The following is an 18,124-nucleotide window of genomic DNA, read 5'->3' as shown; positions in this document are numbered from 1 at the left end:
CACTCGACAGGGTGTGGGAGAGTAAGACACCGCCGACACAATATTTGAAAGGGGCCCCTTCTTCCGGACCGGAAGAAGGGGCCCCTTCCCATTTCCAAGACGCTCCGTCGGGTCTGCCTGCAGAAGTCGGTGGGCGTTCGGATTGCCGGCACGTACCCTCACGGGCATGGGTGGTGTGCGGATTCTCGTTGTCCAGCCGTCGAAGTTGGATCCCCCGGGCGAGCTCGGCGAATGGCTTCTCGCCGCGGGTGCGGAACTCGACGTTGTGCTTCCGTCGGAGCAGCAGCTCCCGGACGGCTTCGGCGACCATCAGGGCGTGGTCGTGCTTGGCGGTGAAATGGGTGCGTACGACGACGCGGAACACCCTTGGCTGGCTGGTGTTCGCGCGTTGCTGAGCAAGGCCGTAGGCGAGCGGGTTCCGGTGTTAGCGATCTGCTTGGGCGCGCAGTTGCTGGCCGCCGCTACCGGTGGCCAGGTTCGTACCGCTCGCAAGGGACCGGAGGTCGGCACGTTGTTGGTGGCGAAGCGGGATGCCGCGGCCGAGGATCCGCTGCTCGGCCCAGTGCCGCTGACGCCTGACGTGTTGCAGTTCCACATCGGCGAGATCACGGCCCTGCCGCCGACTGCGCGGCTGCTCGCTTCCTCGCCGATGTGCGACAACCAGGCCTTCCGGGTCGGGGACTGCGCGTACGGATTGCAGTTCCACATCGAGACGACCCCGGACATGGTGTTGGAGTGGGCCGAGTTGTCGCCGGATGTCGCCGCCGCGGCCCGTCCGGGGCAGTTGGAACCCGAGCACCTGCGGGAGTTCCACGCCGATCTCGCCGAGACGTGGCAGCCGGTCGCCGAACGCTTCGTGCGGCTGGTCGACGCTCCCCCTGAGGAGCGCAGTACCAGCAGGTTCTTGCCCCTGGCGTGATTGTCGTCAGGTTGGGTCTTCACCGGCATCAGATGCGGACTACGGTTCGAACATGGCGAACAGCAACTCGTCCCGATCGGGTTCGGTGCCGTCCACCGCGCGTTACGGGTTCAGCGACGCGTCACGTGCCGAGGCCCAGCTGAGGCGAGTCGGCTGGTGGTCGGATGCCGGCCCGGCGCAAGCCGAGCCGATCGTCGCTGCGCTTTCCCGCGCACCAGATCCGGATCTCGCGCTGCTCGCCCTCGACCGCTTCCAGGAGTTCGCAGGCCCGGCCTGGGCGGAGTTGTCGCAGGCACTCGCGGATGACGTGGGGCTGCGCGGGCGTTTGCTCGGTGTGCTCGGCGATTCCACGGCGTTCGCCGATCACCTGGTGGCGAATCCGGCGGACTGGCGTCGGCTGCGGTCGGATGCCATCCAGCCGAGCACCCTGGAGGAGCGCACCTCGGTGCTGCTGGCTTCGGTCGGAGCGGACGGCGACGGGGTGCCGGGCACACCGGGAGGCCCGGTTGCAAAGCTGCGCGGACCGGACGCGGTTAGCGCTCTGCGGAGCACCTACCGGGGGTTGTTGCTGGACGTCGCTGGCAACGACATGGCTAGCGTTGCGGAGCCGTCGTTGCCGGCGACGTCGTATGAGGACGTTGCTGCCGGCCTGTCCGACGTGGCGGTCGCGGCGCTGCGGGCGGCGTTGGCGGTCGCGACCGCGGAGCTGCAGCGGTCCGGCGTGGACGAGGTGCCGACCCTCGCGGTGATAGCGATGGGCAAGTGCGGTGGGCGGGAGCTGAATTACGTCAGCGATGTCGACATCGTGTTCGTCGCCGACAGCGAGTCGGACATCCCGGCCGCGACGCGGTTGGCCAGCCTCATGATGCGTGTGGCGAGCCCAGCGTTCTTCGAGGTCGATGCAGCGCTGCGCCCGGAGGGCAAGGCCGGGGCCTTGGTGCGGACGCTTGATGGCCACCTCAGCTACTACCGGAGGTGGGCCCGAACCTGGGAGTTCCAGGCGTTGTTGAAGGCGCGCCCGGTGGCCGGGGACGAGGAGCTCGGTGCCCGCTACCTCGAAGCGGTGCAGCCGCTGGTGTGGACCGCCGCGGAGCGCGAGGGTTTCGTCTCGGATGTGCGCTCGATGCGGCGGCGGGTTGAGGACCACGTTCCGTCGGAGTTGGTCGAGCGCGAGCTGAAGCTCGGCCGTGGGGGTTTGCGGGACGTCGAGTTCGCCGTGCAGCTGCTGCAGATGGTGCATGGTCGCAGCGACGACTCGCTCCGTTCGAGGTCCACGTTGGATGCTTTGCTGGCGTTGGGCGAGGGCGGGTACGTGGCCCGTACCGACGCCGCAGACCTGGTGGACTCCTACCGCTTCCTTCGCACCGTGGAGCACCGGCTGCAGTTGCGACAGCTGCGCCGAACCCATCTGTTCCCGCCCTTCGACGACAGCGACGCGCTGACGGTGCTCGCCCGCGCGGTCGGCCTTCGCTCCAGCGGCCGCAACACTGCGGCCCAGGCCTTGGTCGCGGAGTTCCGCAGGCACGGCAACAGGGTTCGCCGCCTGCACGAGAAGCTCTTCTACCGCCCGCTGCTGGAAGCGGTCGCGAAGGTCCCCACCGCGGCACTTCGGTTGACCACCTCGGCCGCCGTCGCGCGACTGGCCGCGCTCGGCTACACCTCCCCGGAAGGGGCGTTGCGGCACATCGCGGCTTTGACGTCCGGGGTGTCGCGGCGGGCCAGCATCCAGGGCACCTTGCTGCCGATGCTGTTGGATCTGCTGGCGAACACGCCGGATCCAGATGGTGGGCTGCTCGCCTATCGCAAGGTCTCGGAGGCGTTGGCCGAAACACCTTGGTACCTGCGGTTGCTGCGAGACGAGGGCGTGGTCGCCGAACGGCTGGCCCAGCTGCTGGGCACTTCGAAACTGGTTCCGGAATTGCTGGTGCGGGCGCCGGAAGTCCTGCGACTGCTCTCGGATACGGCAGCACTCGCCGAGCGCGATCCGATGGAGGCGGCAACATCGTTGCGCAGCGCGGTGGCGCGCTACTCGGAGCCGCAGCGGGCGGTCGCCGCAGCGCGCTCGTTGCGGCGGCACGAGCTGCTGCGCATCGCTTGCGGTGACCTGCTTGGCCTGATGGAACCGACGACTGTTTTCTGGGCGCTGTCCAACATCTGGGTCGCAGTGCTGGAATCCGCGTTGGATGTGTCCATGCGGGACGTGGCCAGCCGGTCGGAAGGCGAGGTCCCGGCGCGGATCGCCGTGATCGGGATGGGACGCCTTGGCGGCGCCGAGTTGGGCTATGGCTCCGATGCTGACGTGATGTTCGTGTGCGAACCCATCGAGGGAGCCGACGAGCGGACTGCCGTCCGGTTTGCCACTTCCGTCGTCGAGGAGGTACGCCGGTTGCTCGGTGCACCAAGCCAGGATCCGCCGTTGGAGGTCGACATCGACCTGCGGCCGGAGGGGCGGCAGGGCGCGCTCGTGCGGACCCTGGACTCCTATCTGACGTACTACCGGCGTTGGGGCGAGGCATGGGAGGCGCAAGCCCTGCTGCGGGCGCGAGCCGTTGCGGGCGATCACGACCTGGGGCAGCGGTTCTGCCGGGCCATCGACCTGATCCGCTATCCGGAGGGCGGGCTGGACGAGGCAAAGGTTCGGGAGATCCGCCGGATCAAGGCGAGGGTCGATTCCGAGCGGCTGCCGCGGGGGGCCGATCCCGCCACCCACACCAAGCTCGGACGCGGGGGCCTGGCCGACGTGGAGTGGACGCTTCAGTTGCTTCAGTTGCAGCATGCGCACGAGTTCGCCGAACTTCGAACCACATCGGCGGTGGACGGGTTGCGTGCCGCGGCCTCGGTCGGTGTGCTGGAGGCCAGTGATGCCCATGAGCTCGTCGAGGCGTGGACGCTGGCGATGCGCGTGCGCAACGCGGTGATGCTCGTGCGCGGCAAGCCCGATGACCAGCTTCCCAAGCACACCTGGGAATTGAACGCGGTGGCGGCGGCGTTGGGCTATCCGGCCGGAGTGGACACCGGTGAGGTCGTCGACGACTACTTGAGGGTGACGCGGCACGCTCGCGCCGTCGTGGAACGGGTCTTCTACGGTTCCTGATCGTTGCGCTTAGGGTGGGGCCATGGCCGATGGGTTGCGCCAGGCCGAAGAGACCGACCATTCGCGGATCGTGGCGGCGATCGAGTCGTGGTGGACGGATTCCAGGAGTCCGGCCGAAGCCCGCGAATTGTCCTTGTTGGTGCCTCGGTTGTTCTTGCAGCATTTCTCCGGTACGAGCCTCGTGGCGGAGCGGGGTGGTGAAACGGTGGGATTCCTGATCGGATTTCTGTCCGCCGACCGCGCCGAGGACGCCTACATCCACTTCGTCGGTGTCGATCCGGCGCTGCGCGGCGGCGGGCTCGCGCGCCGGTTGCACGCCGAATTCTTCGATACCGCGTCCAGCGCCGGGCGCAGCCGGGTCCGCTGCATCACCTCCCCGGCCAACACCGCTTCTGTCGCGTTTCACCGCCGCATGGGGTTCGAGCTCGTTCCCGGCGATACCGAAATCGACGGGATTCCGGTGCACCAGGATTACGACGGACGCGGGCACGACCGGGTTTGCTTCGTCCGGGAAGTTTCGCTCGCTTCCGTTAGCTGATCGGACGACACATGCAATGTGGACTATGCGGGCCGCCCCCGGCAGATTGTTCGATTGCGTGAATCGGTGGTAATCGAATAGTCCGGATGACGCATCGCGGCGCAACGTGATCCGGCATCCTCATTGGATTTATGTCGGGAAACCCGGTCGGCGGTCCCGAATTGCCGAATTCGCAAGTAGTCTCGGCGACCAGGGCAGGCGTGGTTCAGGATGGGGGACTGTCGATGTCCGAGGACTTCGAGCTGCTCGTCGACCGGCAGGCGCTGTGCGGGACGGGCCCGCTGTGGATGTCGGCGCTCAATTGCGTGCATTGGGTGGACTTGCTGCGCCGCGAATTGCACACCTACCACCGAGATTCCGGTGTCGACGAAGTGCGGGTGCTACCGGGCGCGGTGACTGCGCTGGGGGCTACTCGGCACGGGCAGCTGATCGCTGCCGTGGGCAACGGTTTCGCACGGGTGTACCTGGGGCGTGCCGCGCTGGAGCCGATCGTGCAGGTGCGCAACGGCGACCGGATGAGCGTCGGTGCCTGCGACCCGGCCGGGCGATTCGTGGCCGGAACCCTGACGCACGCTCGCGACCTGCGCGCAAGCGCGCTGTATGTGCTCGACGGCGACCGGGCGCGGTTGCTGGTCGAGGGGGTGACCGGCGCCGGCGGGCTGGCGTGGAGCCCGGAAGGTACCCGGATGTACCTGGTCGACACGAGCACCATCTGGGTCTACGACTACGACGTGGACAGCGCGCGGGCGCTGTCCGGGCGGCAGTGGGTGGTGTGCTCGGAGTCCGAGGGCAGCCCGGAGGGCATCGCGGTGGACGCCGAGGGATGCGTGTGGGTGGCGATGCACTGGACCGGGCGAATCCACCGGTACGCGCCCAGCGGGGACCTCGAAACCGTGTTGTGGGCACCGACCCGGCGGATTACCAGCCTCGCTTTCGGTGGTTCGCGGCTGGAGGAGTTGTACGTTACTTCGGCGTGCTTCGGCTACGACGAACGCGGGCTGCGCGAAGACCCCTACGCGGGCGCGCTGCTGCGCTTCAGGCCCGGCACCGTTGGCGCGCCACTCCCGCCATGGCAGGGAATCTGACCCCTCTCGCTAATGGCGGGTTCGTGTGATCCCCGCAACGGTGACTGGGTTCATGTCCGAAACGCGTCGTGGCCCGCCAGCGCAGTGCTGGCGGGCCACGATTTTCGCGCTCTGACGACGGCCTGGAGACGGCCCTGGGAGCGCGCTGACCGGCGTTTCAGCAGGGTCAGCGCACTACCTCAACCGGGAGGCTCACACGTCGAAGTACAGCGAGAACTCGTGCGGGTGTGGGCGCAGGCGGATCGGGTCGATCTCGTCCTCACGCTTCAGGCTGATCCAGGTCTCGATCAGGTCGGGGGTGAAAACGCCACCCTCCAGCAGGAAGTCGTGGTCGGCTTCCAGGTTGTCGATGACCTTGGCCAGGTTGTCCGGCACCTGCGGGACGTTCTTGGCCTCTTCCGGCGGGAGCTCGTAGAGGTCCTTGTCGATCGGCTCGGCTGGCTCGATCTTGTTCTTGATGCCGTCCAGGCCAGCCATCATCATCGCGGCGAACGCCAGGTACGGGTTGCCGGACGGGTCCGGGCAGCGGAACTCGACGCGCTTGGCCTTCGGGTTCGCACCGGTGATCGGGATGCGCATGCAGGCCGAGCGGTTGCGCTGCGAGTACACCAGGTTCACCGGGGCTTCGTAGCCCGGCACCAGGCGGTGGTAGGAGTTCACCGTCGGATTGGTGAAGGCCAGCAGGCTCGGCGCGTGGTGCAGGATGCCGCCGATGTAGTAGCGCGCCATGTCCGACAGGCCGGCGTAGCCCGACTCGTCGTAGAACAGCGGGCTGCCGTCCTTCCACAGCGACATGTGGCTGTGCATGCCGGACCCGTTGTCACCGAACAGCGGCTTGGGCATGAACGTCACGGTCTTGCCGTGCTGCCAGGCGGTGTTCTTGATGACGTACTTGAACAGCTGCAAGTCGTCCGCCGCGTGCAGCAGGGTGTTGAACTTGTAGTTGATCTCGGCCTGGCCACCGGTACCGACCTCGTGGTGCGCCCGCTCGATGGTGAAGCCCGAGCCGACCAGCTGCTTGACCATCTGGTCGCGCAGGTCCGCGAAGTGGTCGTACGGGGAGACCGGGAAGTAGCCGCCCTTCAGCCGGGTCTTGTAGCCCCGGTTGCCGCCCTCCTCGTCGCGGCCGGTGTTCCACCAGCCCTCGATCGAGTCGACCTCGGCGAAGCTCTTGTTGGGGCCCTCGCCGAACTTGACAGAGTCGAAGATGTAGAACTCGGCCTCGGCGCCGAAGAACGCGGTGTCGGCGATACCGGACTCGTTCAGGTACTGCTCCGCCTTGCGCGCGATGTTGCGCGGGTCGCGGCTGTACGGCTCCAGCGTGAACGGGTCGTGCACGAAGAAGTTGAGGATCAACGTCTTCTCCGCGCGGAACGGGTCCAGCCGGGCGGTGTAGGGGTCCGGCAGCAGCAGCATGTCCGACTCGTGGATCGACTGGAAGCCGCGCACGGACGAGCCGTCGAAGGCCAGTCCCTCGGTGAATGCATCCTGGTCGAACGCGGTGGCCGGCACCGTGAAGTGCTGCATCACGCCCGGCAGGTCGCAGAACCGGACATCTACGAACTTCACGTCCTCATCGGCGATGAAGCGCAGGACCTCGTCAGGATTCTTGAACAACCTCGGTGGCTCCTTCACGCACTCGTACAGCTCACCGACGCAACGCCAAAGTTTCCACCGCCGGCTCGCAGCCTACGTTATGTCAGGGGTGTTGCCCCGTCGTCACCTGAATGTTTCATCGGCGTTAACTGTCGCCTGTTCGGGTGGCCGGGATTGCGCGCACCGGCCGAGCATGATGCTGCGCGAGCCGTACGGCAAGGGCACGTACCCTGGATGACGTGCGAAGAGTCATCGGTTCGTGGCTGGACGGCCCGAAAAGCGCATTCAACCACGCGCGGGAACAGGCCGCCGAGGGGCGGCCCGATTGGCGCGGCGAGAAGCTGGGCCTGCCCAAGGACGGCCCCGGTTCGGCGGCGCCGCCGGGCAAGCGCCTGCTGGCGTTCGTCATCGACATCCTGCTGGCAGCGCTGATCGCCGCCGCGTTCACCGCGCCGGAGTTCCCGGGTGACTGGAGCCTGCTGACCTGGTTCCTGATCACCGTCATACCGGTGAGCTTCTTCGGCTTCACCCCGGGTATGGCGATGATGCGGATCTGGGTCGCCCGGATCGACGGCGCGGGGACGGTGGGGCCGCTGCGCGCGGTGCTGCGCTGCGGGCTGACGCTGCTGGTCATCCCGGCGGTGATGTGGAACTTCGACGGCCGCTCCTGGCACGACCGCGCCAGCAAGACCATCGTCCTCCGGCGCTGAGTACGATTGCGGACGAATAAAAGCGGGCCCGGGGTGCGCCCCCGGGCCCGCTTTTTCGTCTTGGTTACTTCGTGCGGCGGACGGCGCGTTGCACGTTCCGCATCTTGGCGCCCTGCGGCATGGGGCCCTTGGGCAGGGAGTTGCCGCGGCTGGCCAGCGCCGCGAGCCGGTTCTCGATCGCGTCGACCTGGCCCGGGCCGATGTTGCGCGGCAGCTTCATGATGCGCTGCTGAAGCTTGCTCAGCGGCACCTGGTCCTTCTCGCTGCCGACGGTGATCTCGTAGATCGGTGTCTCCCCGATCAGGCGGGAGACGCGCTTCTTCTCCTGCGCCATCAGCGACTTGACCCGGTGCGGCGCGCCCTCGCCGACCAGCACGACCCCGGGCCGCCCGATCAGCCGGTGCACCGCGTCGAGCTGGGCGGTGCCCGCCACGGCCTGGCTCAGTACCCAGCGGCCGCGGAGGTTGTCCAGGGCCCACCCGGCGGCGCCGGGCTGGCCGTCGGCCTTGCGGTAGACGGTCGCCTGCACCCGCCGACCGAAGATGATCACTGCGGCCAGCAGGCCGAAGGCCAGGCCGACCGGGAGGAACGCCCAGTGCAGACCCCAGATCATGCCCAGCAGGAACACAACGACGGTCACGCCGACGAAAGCCCCGAGCATCAGCGGAAGGAGTAGCTTGTCCTCCCGGCGTTGCATCTTGAACGCCTCGAAGATCTGCTTGATGCGGCCCCGGGTTGCCTGGCGCCTTGCTTTGGCCGCCGCTTTCTTGGCGGCCTTGTCCTGCTTGGCCATGTTTTTCAGGATACGGCGCGGCCTCTGCCAGGTGCAGGTGCGGTCCGGGATGCGTGACCGACCCGTGAACTCGTCCCCGAAAAGGCGGTCGAGCGAAGCGCGAGAGGCGCCCTCGACCGAGCAACTCGATCGACGGCGCCCCGCGCTCGGAGAACATCAGTGGGAGAGCAGGTTGGTGGCCTCTTGGGCGGCGGTGCCAGCCTTGGCCAGGTGGGCCAGGTTGTCCGGCAGCGGCATGCCGCGGTGCACCGTGGCCTTGGCGTACAGGCGGCCGGCGCGGTAGCTGGAGCGCACCAGCGGGCCCGCCATCACGCCGGGGAAGCCAATTTCCTCGGCGGACTTGGTGTGCTCGACGAACTCCTCCGGCTTGACCCACCGGTCCACCGGGTGGTGCCGCGGGCTGGGCCGCAGGTATTGGGTGATGGTGATGATGTCGCAGCCCGCGTCGTGCAGGTCCTGAAGCGCGGGGCGCACCTCCTCAGGGGTCTCGCCCATGCCCAGGATCAGGTTCGACTTGGTCACCAGCCCCGCCTCGCGCGCCTCGGTGATCACCTTCAGCGACCGCTCGTAGCGGAAGCCCGGCCGGATCCGGCGGAACACGCTCGGCACCGTCTCCAGGTTGTGCGCGAGCACCTCCGGGCGGGAGCTGAAGACCTCGGCCAGCTGGTCCGGCTTGGCGTTGAAGTCCGGGATGAGCAGCTCCACCCCGGTACCGGGGTTCAGCGCGTGGATCTGCCGGACCGTCTCCGCGTACAGCCACGCGCCGCCGTCGGGCAGGTCATCGCGGGCGACGCCGGTGACGGTCGAGTAGCGCAGGCCCATCGCCTGCACCGACTCGGCGACACGGCGCGGCTCCTCGACGTCCAGCTCGGCCGGCTTCCCGGTGTCGATCTGGCAGAAGTCGCATCGACGCGTGCACTGGTCGCCACCGATGAGGAACGTGGCCTCCCGGTCCTCCCAGCACTCGAAAATGTTGGGGCACCCCGCCTCTTCGCAGACGGTGTGCAGGCCCTCGCGACGAACGAGGCCCTTCAGCTCCGTGTATTCGGGTCCCATCCGTGCGCGGGTCTTGATCCACGACGGCTTCTTCTCGATCGGTGTCTGGCTGTTGCGGGCCTCCAGCCGCAGCAGCTTCCGACCTTCCGGCGCGACAGTCACGAGGACAGGCTACGCCCCTGATCCCAGCGGTCCGAAATGGTGAGAAGCGTTTCGGATTTGCCCAGTGCCCACCCGGTCGGGGGAGGCATACTGCACAGCCGTGTCGAACGATTCTTGGTCGGTCCACCTTCGGTGGGCGCCGTGGTTCCGGGTCGTCCGGTTGCGCCTAGCCGGGGATCGCTGGCCGCGGTTGAGCGAGGGACCGATCTCGGTGGTGCTCCGGTTCGCCTGGCTGCTGCTGGTCGTGCCGGTGCTGCTGGGTTGCTGGTTGGAACTGCTGGTGCTCCTGTTGCTGCTGCCATTCGTGCTGGTGGGACGAGTGATTGGGCTGGGGTGGTGGTTGGAGATCCGCACCCGGGGCTGCCGGGCGGGGGTCGTTCGGGTCGGTAGCCTGGCCGCGGCTCGCCGAGTGCGCCGGGCGCTGCGCGAGCACCTGGGCACCAATCCTGGGGTGGACGATGCGCATGCGCTGCTGGCGGCGGAGGGGGCGGTCTTCACGCCGGTGGAGATCAGCGCGCGGCGGTGGCGGCTGGTGACGCACCAGCTCAGCCCGTACGGGCGTCGGCGCTGGTTCCTCTGGCGCCGACGGCTTTCGTTCGGGACCGCCGTGGACAGCTTGCCCAGCGGGCTCGGCGACGACCCGATCTCGGCGATCATCGCCGTCCCGTTCCTGCTGTTGTTCGCAGTGCTGTTCACCGGTGCGATGTTGGAGCTGCTGGCGGAGATCGCGTTGCTGCCGCTGGTGTTCCTGCTCAAGGTCTGTCACGTGCTGCCGTGGCCGGTGGAGCTCGTGCGGCAGGGCTCCGTCGAGCCGCAGGTGGAGGTGCGCGGCATGTTCGCGTCCGTGCGTGCCCGGCGGGAGCTGACCGCCGGGCACACGCTCCAGTTGCTGCTGCCCAGCCTGGTCCGGCAGGTGCCGGAGCCCGTTAGCTGAGCTCGGGGCGCTGGGCCGGTGGTGCCTCGATCACCGTGCCGTCCGGGTGACGGTGAACCGTTCACGAAGCCGGGCACTGCCGGGACGGGATCACCCTCGCGGTGATCACCTGCGGACCTCGCGCTCGCCGCTCTGTCGGTGGGCGCCACCACGATCGCCGGGTCGGGATCGCCCAAGCAAGCCCGCGTTGCGGCCCGCCGGGCGGTCGGCACGGCCCGAACGCCGCTACTAGCCTCGGGGACCGTGAGCGAATACTTCAAGTTGCGGATCTTCACCGAGCCCCAGCAGGGCGCGACCTACGACGACTTGCTGCGCGTGGCCAAGCACACGGAGGCGACCGGCTACGACGCGTTCTTCCGCTCCGACCACTACCTGAAGATGGGGTCGGTGTCGGGCGAACCCGGCCCGACCGACGCCTGGGTGACGCTGGCCGGGTTGGCTCGTGAGACGAGCCGGGTGCGGCTAGGCACTCTGATGACGGCCGCCACGTTCCGGTTGCCCGGGCCGTTGGCGATCGCGGTCGCGCAGGTCGACCAGATGTCCGGCGGGCGCGTCGAACTCGGCCTCGGCACCGGCTGGTACGAGGATGAGCACACCGCCTACGGCATCCCGTTCCCGTCGCTGAAGGAGCGGTTCGACCGCTACGCCGAGCAGTTGGAGATCATCACCGGGCTTTGGGGCACCCCGGCCGGCGAGCACTTCCGGTACGACGGCGAGCACTACCAGCTGGCGGATTCGCCGGCGCTGCCCAAGCCGGAGCAGCAGCCCCGGCCGCCGCTGCTGATCGGCGGGCAGGGCAAGAAGCGGACGCCGGAGCTTGCCGCTCGCTTCGCCGACGAGTTCAACCTGCCGTTTTCCGACGTGACCACGGCCGCGAAGCAGTTCGAACGGGTCGCCGAGGCGTGCACCGCGATCGGTCGGCCGCACCAGGAGATCGTGCGGTCCGCGGCGCTGGTGCTGTGCGTCGGCAAGAACGACGCGGACCTCGCGCGCCGGGCTGACGCCATCGGCCGGGACGTCGAGGAGCTGCGCCTCAACGGCTTGGCCGGGACGCCGGACGAGGTCGTCGCCAAGATCGGGAAGTGGCGGGAACTCACGGCCATCACCCGCCTCTACCTCCAGGTCCTCGACCTCTCCGACCTGGACCACCTCGACCTAGTCGCCGCCGAGGTGGCGCCCCAGCTCTGACCTTCGCGGGCGAACGGACGCCTAAGCGGGCAAAGGGGTCCTTCGGCTCAGCGCGTTCAGAGTTGGCCGGTGAGATGTCGGATGCAGCGGTGATCAGGGCCGGGATCGTCGCCTGGGCGCGCAGCCGGTAGGTTCCGCGCTTGTCCTGCTCCATCAGGGCCGCCCGCCGTCAGCCGGTTCAGCAAGCGTTTGCTGTAGCGTCCATCCAGGGCATAGCCCGAAGACCCGCCGGGCGGGGTCGGCAGCTGCGCCGCGAACTCGGGCAGCAGGCACAGGTACTCCGCGCACATGGACCGCATGTCCGGTCGTGCCCAGCTGCTGGCCGTCGCGGCCTTGTGCCGTGCGGCCTGGCCGAGGCGGTTGCGCAGAAGGTCGGGGGCCGTTCTGTGACCTGAGCGTGATCATGGTCGAGACCAGGTCGTCCCTCCACTCCTCCAGTAGTCCGTCATTGGGGAATATCAGAGGAGTGGAGTTGGATCTGTCAGCCGACCCCGATCAGCGCAGGCTCGGGTCCAGCGAGAGCGTCACCCCGTCGGCGCTCGGCTGCTCGCGCGGGATGTTGCGCTCGCTGACCGGCAACTCACCCTCAAGCGCGTCCAGCACGCCCTGCTGGACCAGCGGCCACGCTTCGGCGATGGTGACCGTCCGACCGGTCTCCGCGGTCAGTGAAGTGGTGCCCACGTCCCTGATGCCGCACGGCACGATCCGGTCGAAATGGCTCAGGTCGGCGTTGCAGTTCAGCTCTAGCCCGTGCATCGTGATGCCTCGCTGCACCCGGATGCCGATCGCGGCGATCTTGCGCTCCGGAAGCCCGTCTGCCGCGGGCAGCCAGACGCCGCTGCGTCCCTCGACCCGGCCCGCCTGCAGCCCGAACTGGTCGCAAACCCAGATCAACGCCTGCTCCAGGCGGCGGACGTAGTCGACGACGTCGATCGGGTCGGCCAGCTTCAGGATCGGGTAGCCGACGATCTGCCCCGGGCCGTGCCAGGTGATTTTGCCGCCGCGGTCGACGTCGATGACCGGCGTCCCGTCAGTTGGGCGGTCCTCCGGCGAGGTGCGCTTGCCCGCCGTGTAGACCGACGGGTGCTCCAGCAGTAGCAGGGTGTCCGGGTTCTGCTCCTCGGCGCGGCCGGTGGCCAGCTCTCGCTGCAGGTCCCAGGCGGAGAGGTAATCGATGGTTCCCAGGTCACGCACGGCCATCGGATCGGTGGATGCACGGCACGAAGTATTGGCACGACTCACGCGGCCAGGCTACGCCCCCGGGTCCAGCGACAACGGCCTAAGGCTCACCCCGAGACGGCTGCCGCCAGTGCCGCCCCGATCGACGGGTGTTGGAAGGTGAACCCCTGCGCCTCCAGCACCGTCGGCACCGCGCGTTGGCCACCAAGGACCTGATCGGCGAGCTCCCCGAGGACGATCCGGAGCGCGAAGCCCGGCACGATCCACGGCGCGGGTCGGCCCAGCGCCTCGCCCAGCGCGCGGGTGAACTCCGCGTTGGTGACCGGTGCCGGCCCGGTCAGGTTCACCGGACCGGTTACCTCGGGCCGCTCCAGCACGAACCGGATCGCGGCGACCTCGTCGTCCAGCGAGATCCACGGGAAGTACTGGCTGCCGTCGCCGAGCCGGCCACCGAGCAGCAGCGAGAACAGCGGCCGGAGCTGGCCGAGCAGCCCACCGGACGGGGCGAGCACCAACCCGCTGCGCAGCAACACCACCCGGGCACCGGCCTGCGCGGCCGCACTGGTGGCAGCCTCCCATTGGCGGCATAGGTCGGCCAGGAAATCCGTGCCGGGAGCTGTGGACTCGGTCACCGGCTTCGAGCCGGTGTCGCCGTAGAAACCCACCGCAGACCCGTTCGCCAGCACTGGGACGCCCGTCGCGGCGACGGCTTCGGCGATCACCTGCGTCGGCCGCACCCGGGAGTGCACGAGCAGTTGCTTGCGCTCCGGCGTCCACCGCTTGTCGCCCACGCCGGCGCCGCAGAGGTTCACGACCGCGTCGGCACCGTCCAGCGCATCCGCGTCGAGCTGCCCGGTCTCCGGATCCCAGCCCCGCTCGTCGGGGGCTTGGGGGAGGCGGCGGACCAGCCGGACCACGTCGTGCCCGGCCTGCCGCAATCCGGCGACCAGGGACGTGCCGATCAAACCGGAGGAACCGGCGACAACCACGCGCATGCCCGGCATCGTCCCGCACCGGTCGGCGCGGTGCTAGCCGCCTGGCGCCGGAACGAACGAAAGGGGCAGCCCACCGATCGGTGGGCTGCCCCTTTCACTCTTCGCTAGGTCACAGACCCAGGTCGGCCTCGAACGCGCCTTCCTCCAGCCGCTGCTTGAGCGTGGTCAGGAAGCGGGCGGCGTCCGCGCCGTCGACCAGCCGGTGGTCGTAGGTCAGCGCCAGGTACACCATCGAGCGGATCGCGATGGTGTCGCCACCGTTTTCGTCGGCGACCACCACCGGGCGCTTCACCACGGCGCCGGTGCCGAGCATGCCCACCTGCGGCGGGTTCAGGATCGGCGTGTCGAACAACGCACCGCGGCTGCCGGTGTTGGTGATGGTGAAGGTGCCACCGGACAGCTCGTCCGGCTTGATCTTGTTGTTGCGGGTCCGTGCCGCCAGGTCGGCGATCTTGCGGGCCAGCCCGCCGAGGTTGAGGTCCCCGGCGTCGTGGATCACCGGCGAGACCAGGCCGCGCTCGGTGTCCACCGCGATCGACAGGTGCTCGGCACCGTGGTAGGTGACCTGCTTGTTCTCGTCGTCGATCGAGGCGTTCAACTTCGGGTGCAGCTTCAGCGCTTCGGCGGCGGCCTTCGCGAAGAACGGCAGGTACGAGAGCTTGACGCCCTCGGACGCCTCGAAGTTCGCCTTGGCGCGCTCCCGCAGCCGGGCGATCCGGGTCACGTCGACCTCGATCACCGTCGTCAGCTGCGCCGCGGTCTGCAGAGACTCCACCATCCGGCGGGCCAGCAGCTGGCGCAGGCGTGACATCTTCTGCGTGGTGCCGCGCAGCGCCTTGGCCTCCGCCGACGGCGCCGCCACCTGCGCCGGAGCGCTCGGCGCGGCCGCAGCGGGAGCGGCCGGGGCGGTGGGCGCCGGGGCTTGCTTCGCGTCGATCGCGGCCTGCACGTCCTGCTTGCGGATCCGGCCGCCGACACCGCTGCCGTTGATCACGGTCAGGTCGATGCCGTGCTCGTTGGCCAGCTTGCGGACCAGCGGCGTCACGTACGGCGTGCCGGTGGTCGCCGTCGGCTCGGCCGGAGCGGCCGGAGCCGGAGCTGCGGGCGGCGCAGCGGCAGCAGTGGCCCGGGCCGGGGGGGCAGCTGGGGGCGGAGGGGCAGCCGGGGCCGCGGGCGGTGCCGGCGGGGCCGCGGGCGGGGCTGGCGGCGCGGGAGCCGCGCCAGCAGCGCCGATCACGGCCAGCTTGGCGCCGACCTCGACGGTGTCGTCCTCACCTGCGGTGATCTCCAGCAGGGTGCCGGCCACCGGCGACGGGATCTCGGTGTCGACCTTGTCGGTGGAGACCTCCAGCAGGGGCTCGTCGACCTCGACGGTCTCGCCGACCTGCTTGAGCCACCGAGTCACGGTGCCCTCGGTGACGCTTTCGCCGAGCGCGGGCATATTGACGTCCGTGCCTGCCGCGCCACCGGCCGGAGCGGCCGGGGCCGATGCGGGTGCCGGAGCCTCCGGCTGCGGCGGAGCGGGCTGCTCGGCCGGGGCCGCAGGCTCGGACGCAGCCTGAGCGGGGGCCGCTGCTTCGCCGCTGTCGGCGATCAGGGCTAGCTCGGCACCGATCTCGACGGTGTCGTCCTCCTGGGCGATGATGCGCTGGAGCACACCGGCGGCGGGCGACGGGATCTCGGTGTCGACCTTGTCGGTGGAGACCTCCAGCAGGGGCTCGTCGACCTCGACGGTCTCGCCCTCCTGCTTGAGCCACCTGGTGATCGTTCCCTCGGTGACGCTCTCGCCGAGTGCCGGCATCTGAACGGAGAAGGCCATGTGCTGCTGACTCCTCGTGGTGTGGCGGGTGCTGGCTGACTGCGGAGCCGACGTCAGCCGTGCACGTGCAGCGGCTTGCCGGCCAGGGCGAGGTGCGCCTCGCCCAGGGCTTCGGTCTGGGTGGGGTGGGCGTGCACCAGCGGAGCGACGTCCTCCGGCAGCGCCTCCCAGTTGTAGATCAGCTGCGCCTCGCCGATGAGCTCACCGACGCGGTCGCCGACCAGGTGCAGGCCGACCACCGGGCCGTCCGTGGCGCGGACCAGCTTGACCGCGCCCTGGGTCTTGAGGATCTGGCTCTTGCCGTTGCCGGCCAGGTCGTAGGTGAAGGTCTCCACCGAGCCGTACTGCTCCTTCGCCGCGGTCTCCGTCAGGCCCACCGAGGCGACCTCGGGGTGGCAGTAGGTCACGCGCGGGATGCCGGCCTCGTCGATCGGCTGCGGGTTGAGCCCGGCGATGTCCTCGGCGATGAAGATGCCCTGCTGGAAACCGCGGTGCGCCAGCTGCAGGCCGGGCACGATGTCGCCGACGGCGTAGACGCCCGGCAGGTTGGTGCGCAGCCGCTCGTCTGTGCGGACGAAGCCGCGCTCCATGTGCACCCCGGCGGCCTCGAAGCCGTGCCCGGCGGTGTTCGGGCCGCGGCCGACGGCGACCAGCAACAGGTCGGCGTCGTAGGTCTCGCCATTCTCCAGGCTCACCGAGACGCCGGAGGCGGTCTGGGTCGCACCGGTGAACTTGACGCCGGTCTTGAACTTGATGCCGCGTTTGCGGAAGGCGCGCTCCAGGCGCTTGGAGGCGAACTCGTCCTCGTTGGGCACCAGGTGCGGGAGGGCTTCGACGATGGTCACGTCGGCGCCGAAGGAACGCCACACGCTGGCGAACTCCACGCCGATCACGCCGCCGCCGAGCACCACGACCTTCTCCGGGATGAAGTCGAGGTTCAGCGCCTGCTCGCTGGCGATGACCTTGCCGGCCAGCTCCAGGCCCGGCAGCGTCTTGGAGTAGGACCCGGTGGCCAGGACGACGTTCTTACCGGTGTACCGGGTGCCGTTGACCTCGACGGTGTTGGCGTCGACCAGCGTGCCGGCGCCCTCGACCAGGGTTACCTTGTGCGCATTGGCTAGGCCCTGCAGGCCCTTGTACAGGCCGGCGACGATGTTGTCCTTGTACTTGTTGACGCCATCGATGTCGATGCCTTCGAGGGCGGCGCGGACGCCGAACTGGTCGGCCTCGCGGGTGGAGTCGGCGACCTCGGCGGCGTGCAGCAGCGCCTTGGTGGGGATGCAGCCTCGGTGCAGGCACGTCCCACCGAGCTTGTCCTTTTCGATAAGGACGACGGACAGGCCTAGCTCGGCCGCGCGGAAGGCGCAGGCGTAGCCGCCCGAACCGCCGCCGAGAATGACCAGATCGGCGGACGTGTCGGTCACTTCGCACTCCTCGACAGACATCGTTGACTAGCTGATGGCGTCGCCGGAACAGGGGTTCACGGTTGCCTGACAGCCATCTTGTCACCACACGACGGGCGTACGCGACGTGGGCTGGGTGATCTGTGCTGCACTGCCGAGGATCACAGCGGCGCCCTGCAAGCCGAGTGACTGGAGTGAACGCTTTTCACACGCACCCCATGCTGCCGGTGGCATCATCGGAAACAGCTGCTGTTCGACATCCTCTGCGGCGGGAGGCGAGTCCGGTGGGACTGTTCGGCCGGTTCCGCGGGAAGCGCTCCGGTGGGTTGCGCGGCGCGAGTTCGGCGGACGCCGAGCACTTGACTAACTGGGCCGCGCAGCGCAGAGGCGTCGAGGGATATCTGGAACCGCGCACGACGGTGACCGAGACGACGCTGATGCTCATCGCGCACGACGGCGAGTGGACCCGGCGGCGGGTGGACGGCCCGTCGGCCGCGCACCGGCTGACCCGCAAGATCGGCATCCCGCTCTACGAGGTGTCGAAGGTCGGCTACCCGCAGCGGCTGCGGGACTATCAGGCCCGCCAGCGCATCCTCCGTGACCAGGCCCGCAGAGCAGCAGACGGCTAGCTAGGAGCAGCGGTCCGAAGCCTCCGGTGCTCGAGTGTGTCTTTGGAGCGGCGAAGCCGCTGGCCCACCCGCGCGGCGGTGCGA

The 18,124-nt window shown here is 69.0% G+C and carries 15 protein-coding genes; 8 read left to right on the top strand and 7 right to left on the bottom strand.

Features of this window, described 5'->3' with window-relative positions:
* The first annotated feature begins 166 nt into the window (after window positions 1–166).
* The 4 genes from ACWDKQ_RS22640 (at window position 167) to ACWDKQ_RS22625 (ending at window position 5,636) form a co-directional block, all read left to right on the top strand.
* A complete protein-coding gene (locus ACWDKQ_RS22640) occupies window positions 167–919 on the top strand; it encodes a type 1 glutamine amidotransferase (RefSeq protein WP_450140745.1) in 753 nt (250 codons plus the stop codon).
* A gap of 52 nt (window positions 920–971) precedes the next feature.
* Complete coding sequence (locus tag ACWDKQ_RS22635; protein ID WP_450140744.1) at window positions 972–4,013, top strand: bifunctional [glutamine synthetase] adenylyltransferase/[glutamine synthetase]-adenylyl-L-tyrosine phosphorylase; 3,042 nt, start codon at window positions 972–974, stop codon at window positions 4,011–4,013.
* A gap of 22 nt (window positions 4,014–4,035) precedes the next feature.
* A complete protein-coding gene (locus ACWDKQ_RS22630) occupies window positions 4,036–4,551 on the top strand; it encodes an N-acetyltransferase family protein (RefSeq protein ID WP_450140743.1) in 516 nt (171 codons plus the stop codon).
* Window positions 4,552–4,775: 224 nt separating this feature from the next.
* Complete coding sequence (locus ACWDKQ_RS22625) at window positions 4,776–5,636, top strand: SMP-30/gluconolactonase/LRE family protein (protein ID WP_450140742.1); 861 nt, start codon at window positions 4,776–4,778, stop codon at window positions 5,634–5,636.
* A gap of 192 nt (window positions 5,637–5,828) precedes the next feature.
* Here the strand turns inward: ACWDKQ_RS22625 and glnA are convergent, their stop codons facing one another.
* Complete coding sequence (gene glnA, locus ACWDKQ_RS22620; protein WP_450140741.1) at window positions 5,829–7,253, bottom strand: type I glutamate--ammonia ligase; 1,425 nt, start codon at window positions 7,251–7,253, stop codon at window positions 5,829–5,831.
* A 218-nt stretch (window positions 7,254–7,471) separates the two neighbouring features.
* Here glnA and ACWDKQ_RS22615 point away from each other — a divergent pair, with 218 nt between their 5' ends.
* Window positions 7,472–7,942: an RDD family protein gene (locus tag ACWDKQ_RS22615; protein ID WP_450140740.1), complete on the top strand. Its 471-nt coding sequence runs from the start codon at window positions 7,472–7,474 to the stop codon at window positions 7,940–7,942.
* Between the two features lie 64 nt (window positions 7,943–8,006).
* Here the strand turns inward: ACWDKQ_RS22615 and ACWDKQ_RS22610 are convergent, their stop codons facing one another.
* Window positions 8,007–8,735: a DUF4191 domain-containing protein gene (locus ACWDKQ_RS22610; protein ID WP_450140739.1), complete on the bottom strand. Its 729-nt coding sequence runs from the start codon at window positions 8,733–8,735 to the stop codon at window positions 8,007–8,009.
* Between the two features lie 156 nt (window positions 8,736–8,891).
* Window positions 8,892–9,893 (bottom strand): lipoyl synthase, encoded by a 1,002-nt coding sequence (lipA, locus tag ACWDKQ_RS22605; RefSeq protein ID WP_450140738.1) that lies wholly within the window; start codon window positions 9,891–9,893, stop codon window positions 8,892–8,894.
* Window positions 9,894–10,083: 190 nt separating this feature from the next.
* Between lipA and ACWDKQ_RS22600 the strand changes: the two genes are divergently transcribed.
* Window positions 10,084–10,827, top strand: a complete 744-nt coding sequence (locus ACWDKQ_RS22600) for a hypothetical protein (RefSeq protein WP_450140737.1) — start codon at window positions 10,084–10,086, stop codon at window positions 10,825–10,827.
* A 243-nt stretch (window positions 10,828–11,070) separates the two neighbouring features.
* Window positions 11,071–12,015, top strand: coding sequence for an LLM class F420-dependent oxidoreductase (locus ACWDKQ_RS22595; protein ID WP_450140736.1), 945 nt, complete (start codon window positions 11,071–11,073; stop codon window positions 12,013–12,015).
* Between the two features lie 495 nt (window positions 12,016–12,510).
* Here the strand turns inward: ACWDKQ_RS22595 and lipB are convergent, their stop codons facing one another.
* The 4 genes from lipB to lpdA all read right to left on the bottom strand — a co-directional run bounded on the left by lipB (window position 12,511) and on the right by lpdA (window position 17,432).
* Window positions 12,511–13,257: a lipoyl(octanoyl) transferase LipB gene (gene lipB, locus ACWDKQ_RS22590; protein ID WP_450140735.1), complete on the bottom strand. Its 747-nt coding sequence runs from the start codon at window positions 13,255–13,257 to the stop codon at window positions 12,511–12,513.
* A gap of 44 nt (window positions 13,258–13,301) precedes the next feature.
* Window positions 13,302–14,189 (bottom strand): TIGR01777 family oxidoreductase, encoded by an 888-nt coding sequence (locus tag ACWDKQ_RS22585; protein WP_450140734.1) that lies wholly within the window; start codon window positions 14,187–14,189, stop codon window positions 13,302–13,304.
* A gap of 109 nt (window positions 14,190–14,298) precedes the next feature.
* Window positions 14,299–16,008 carry a 2-oxoglutarate dehydrogenase, E2 component, dihydrolipoamide succinyltransferase gene (sucB, locus tag ACWDKQ_RS22580; protein WP_450140733.1) on the bottom strand — a complete coding sequence of 570 codons (1,710 nt, stop codon included), beginning with the start codon at window positions 16,006–16,008 and terminating at the stop codon, window positions 14,299–14,301.
* Window positions 16,009–16,061: 53 nt separating this feature from the next.
* Window positions 16,062–17,432, bottom strand: coding sequence for a dihydrolipoyl dehydrogenase (lpdA, locus tag ACWDKQ_RS22575; protein WP_450140732.1), 1,371 nt, complete (start codon window positions 17,430–17,432; stop codon window positions 16,062–16,064).
* Window positions 17,433–17,695: 263 nt separating this feature from the next.
* Here lpdA and ACWDKQ_RS22570 point away from each other — a divergent pair, with 263 nt between their 5' ends.
* Window positions 17,696–18,040 carry an oxidoreductase gene (locus ACWDKQ_RS22570; RefSeq protein ID WP_450140731.1) on the top strand — a complete coding sequence of 115 codons (345 nt, stop codon included), beginning with the start codon at window positions 17,696–17,698 and terminating at the stop codon, window positions 18,038–18,040.
* Window positions 18,041–18,124 lie beyond the last annotated feature (84 nt).

This window comes from Saccharopolyspora sp. NPDC000995 (assembly GCF_053599315.1).
The sequence above is the reverse complement of the archived record's forward strand: the minus strand, read 5'-3'. Positions and strand labels throughout refer to the sequence as shown.

Bases quoted from the DNA above. Each gene is read 5' to 3' on its own strand.
- ACWDKQ_RS22585 (WP_450140734.1), bottom strand. From the start codon at position 14,189: ATGCGCGTGGTTGTCGCCGGTTCCTCCGGTTTGATCGGCACGTCCCTG.
- ACWDKQ_RS22630 (WP_450140743.1), top strand. From the start codon at position 4,036: ATGGCCGATGGGTTGCGCCAGGCCGAAGAGACCGACCATTCGCGGATC.
- ACWDKQ_RS22640 (WP_450140745.1), top strand. From the start codon at position 167: ATGGGTGGTGTGCGGATTCTCGTTGTCCAGCCGTCGAAGTTGGATCCC.
- ACWDKQ_RS22610 (WP_450140739.1), bottom strand. From the start codon at position 8,735: ATGGCCAAGCAGGACAAGGCCGCCAAGAAAGCGGCGGCCAAAGCAAGG.
- ACWDKQ_RS22625 (WP_450140742.1), top strand. From the start codon at position 4,776: ATGTCCGAGGACTTCGAGCTGCTCGTCGACCGGCAGGCGCTGTGCGGG.
- sucB (WP_450140733.1), bottom strand. From the start codon at position 16,008: ATGGCCTTCTCCGTTCAGATGCCGGCACTCGGCGAGAGCGTCACCGAG.
- ACWDKQ_RS22635 (WP_450140744.1), top strand. From the start codon at position 972: ATGGCGAACAGCAACTCGTCCCGATCGGGTTCGGTGCCGTCCACCGCG.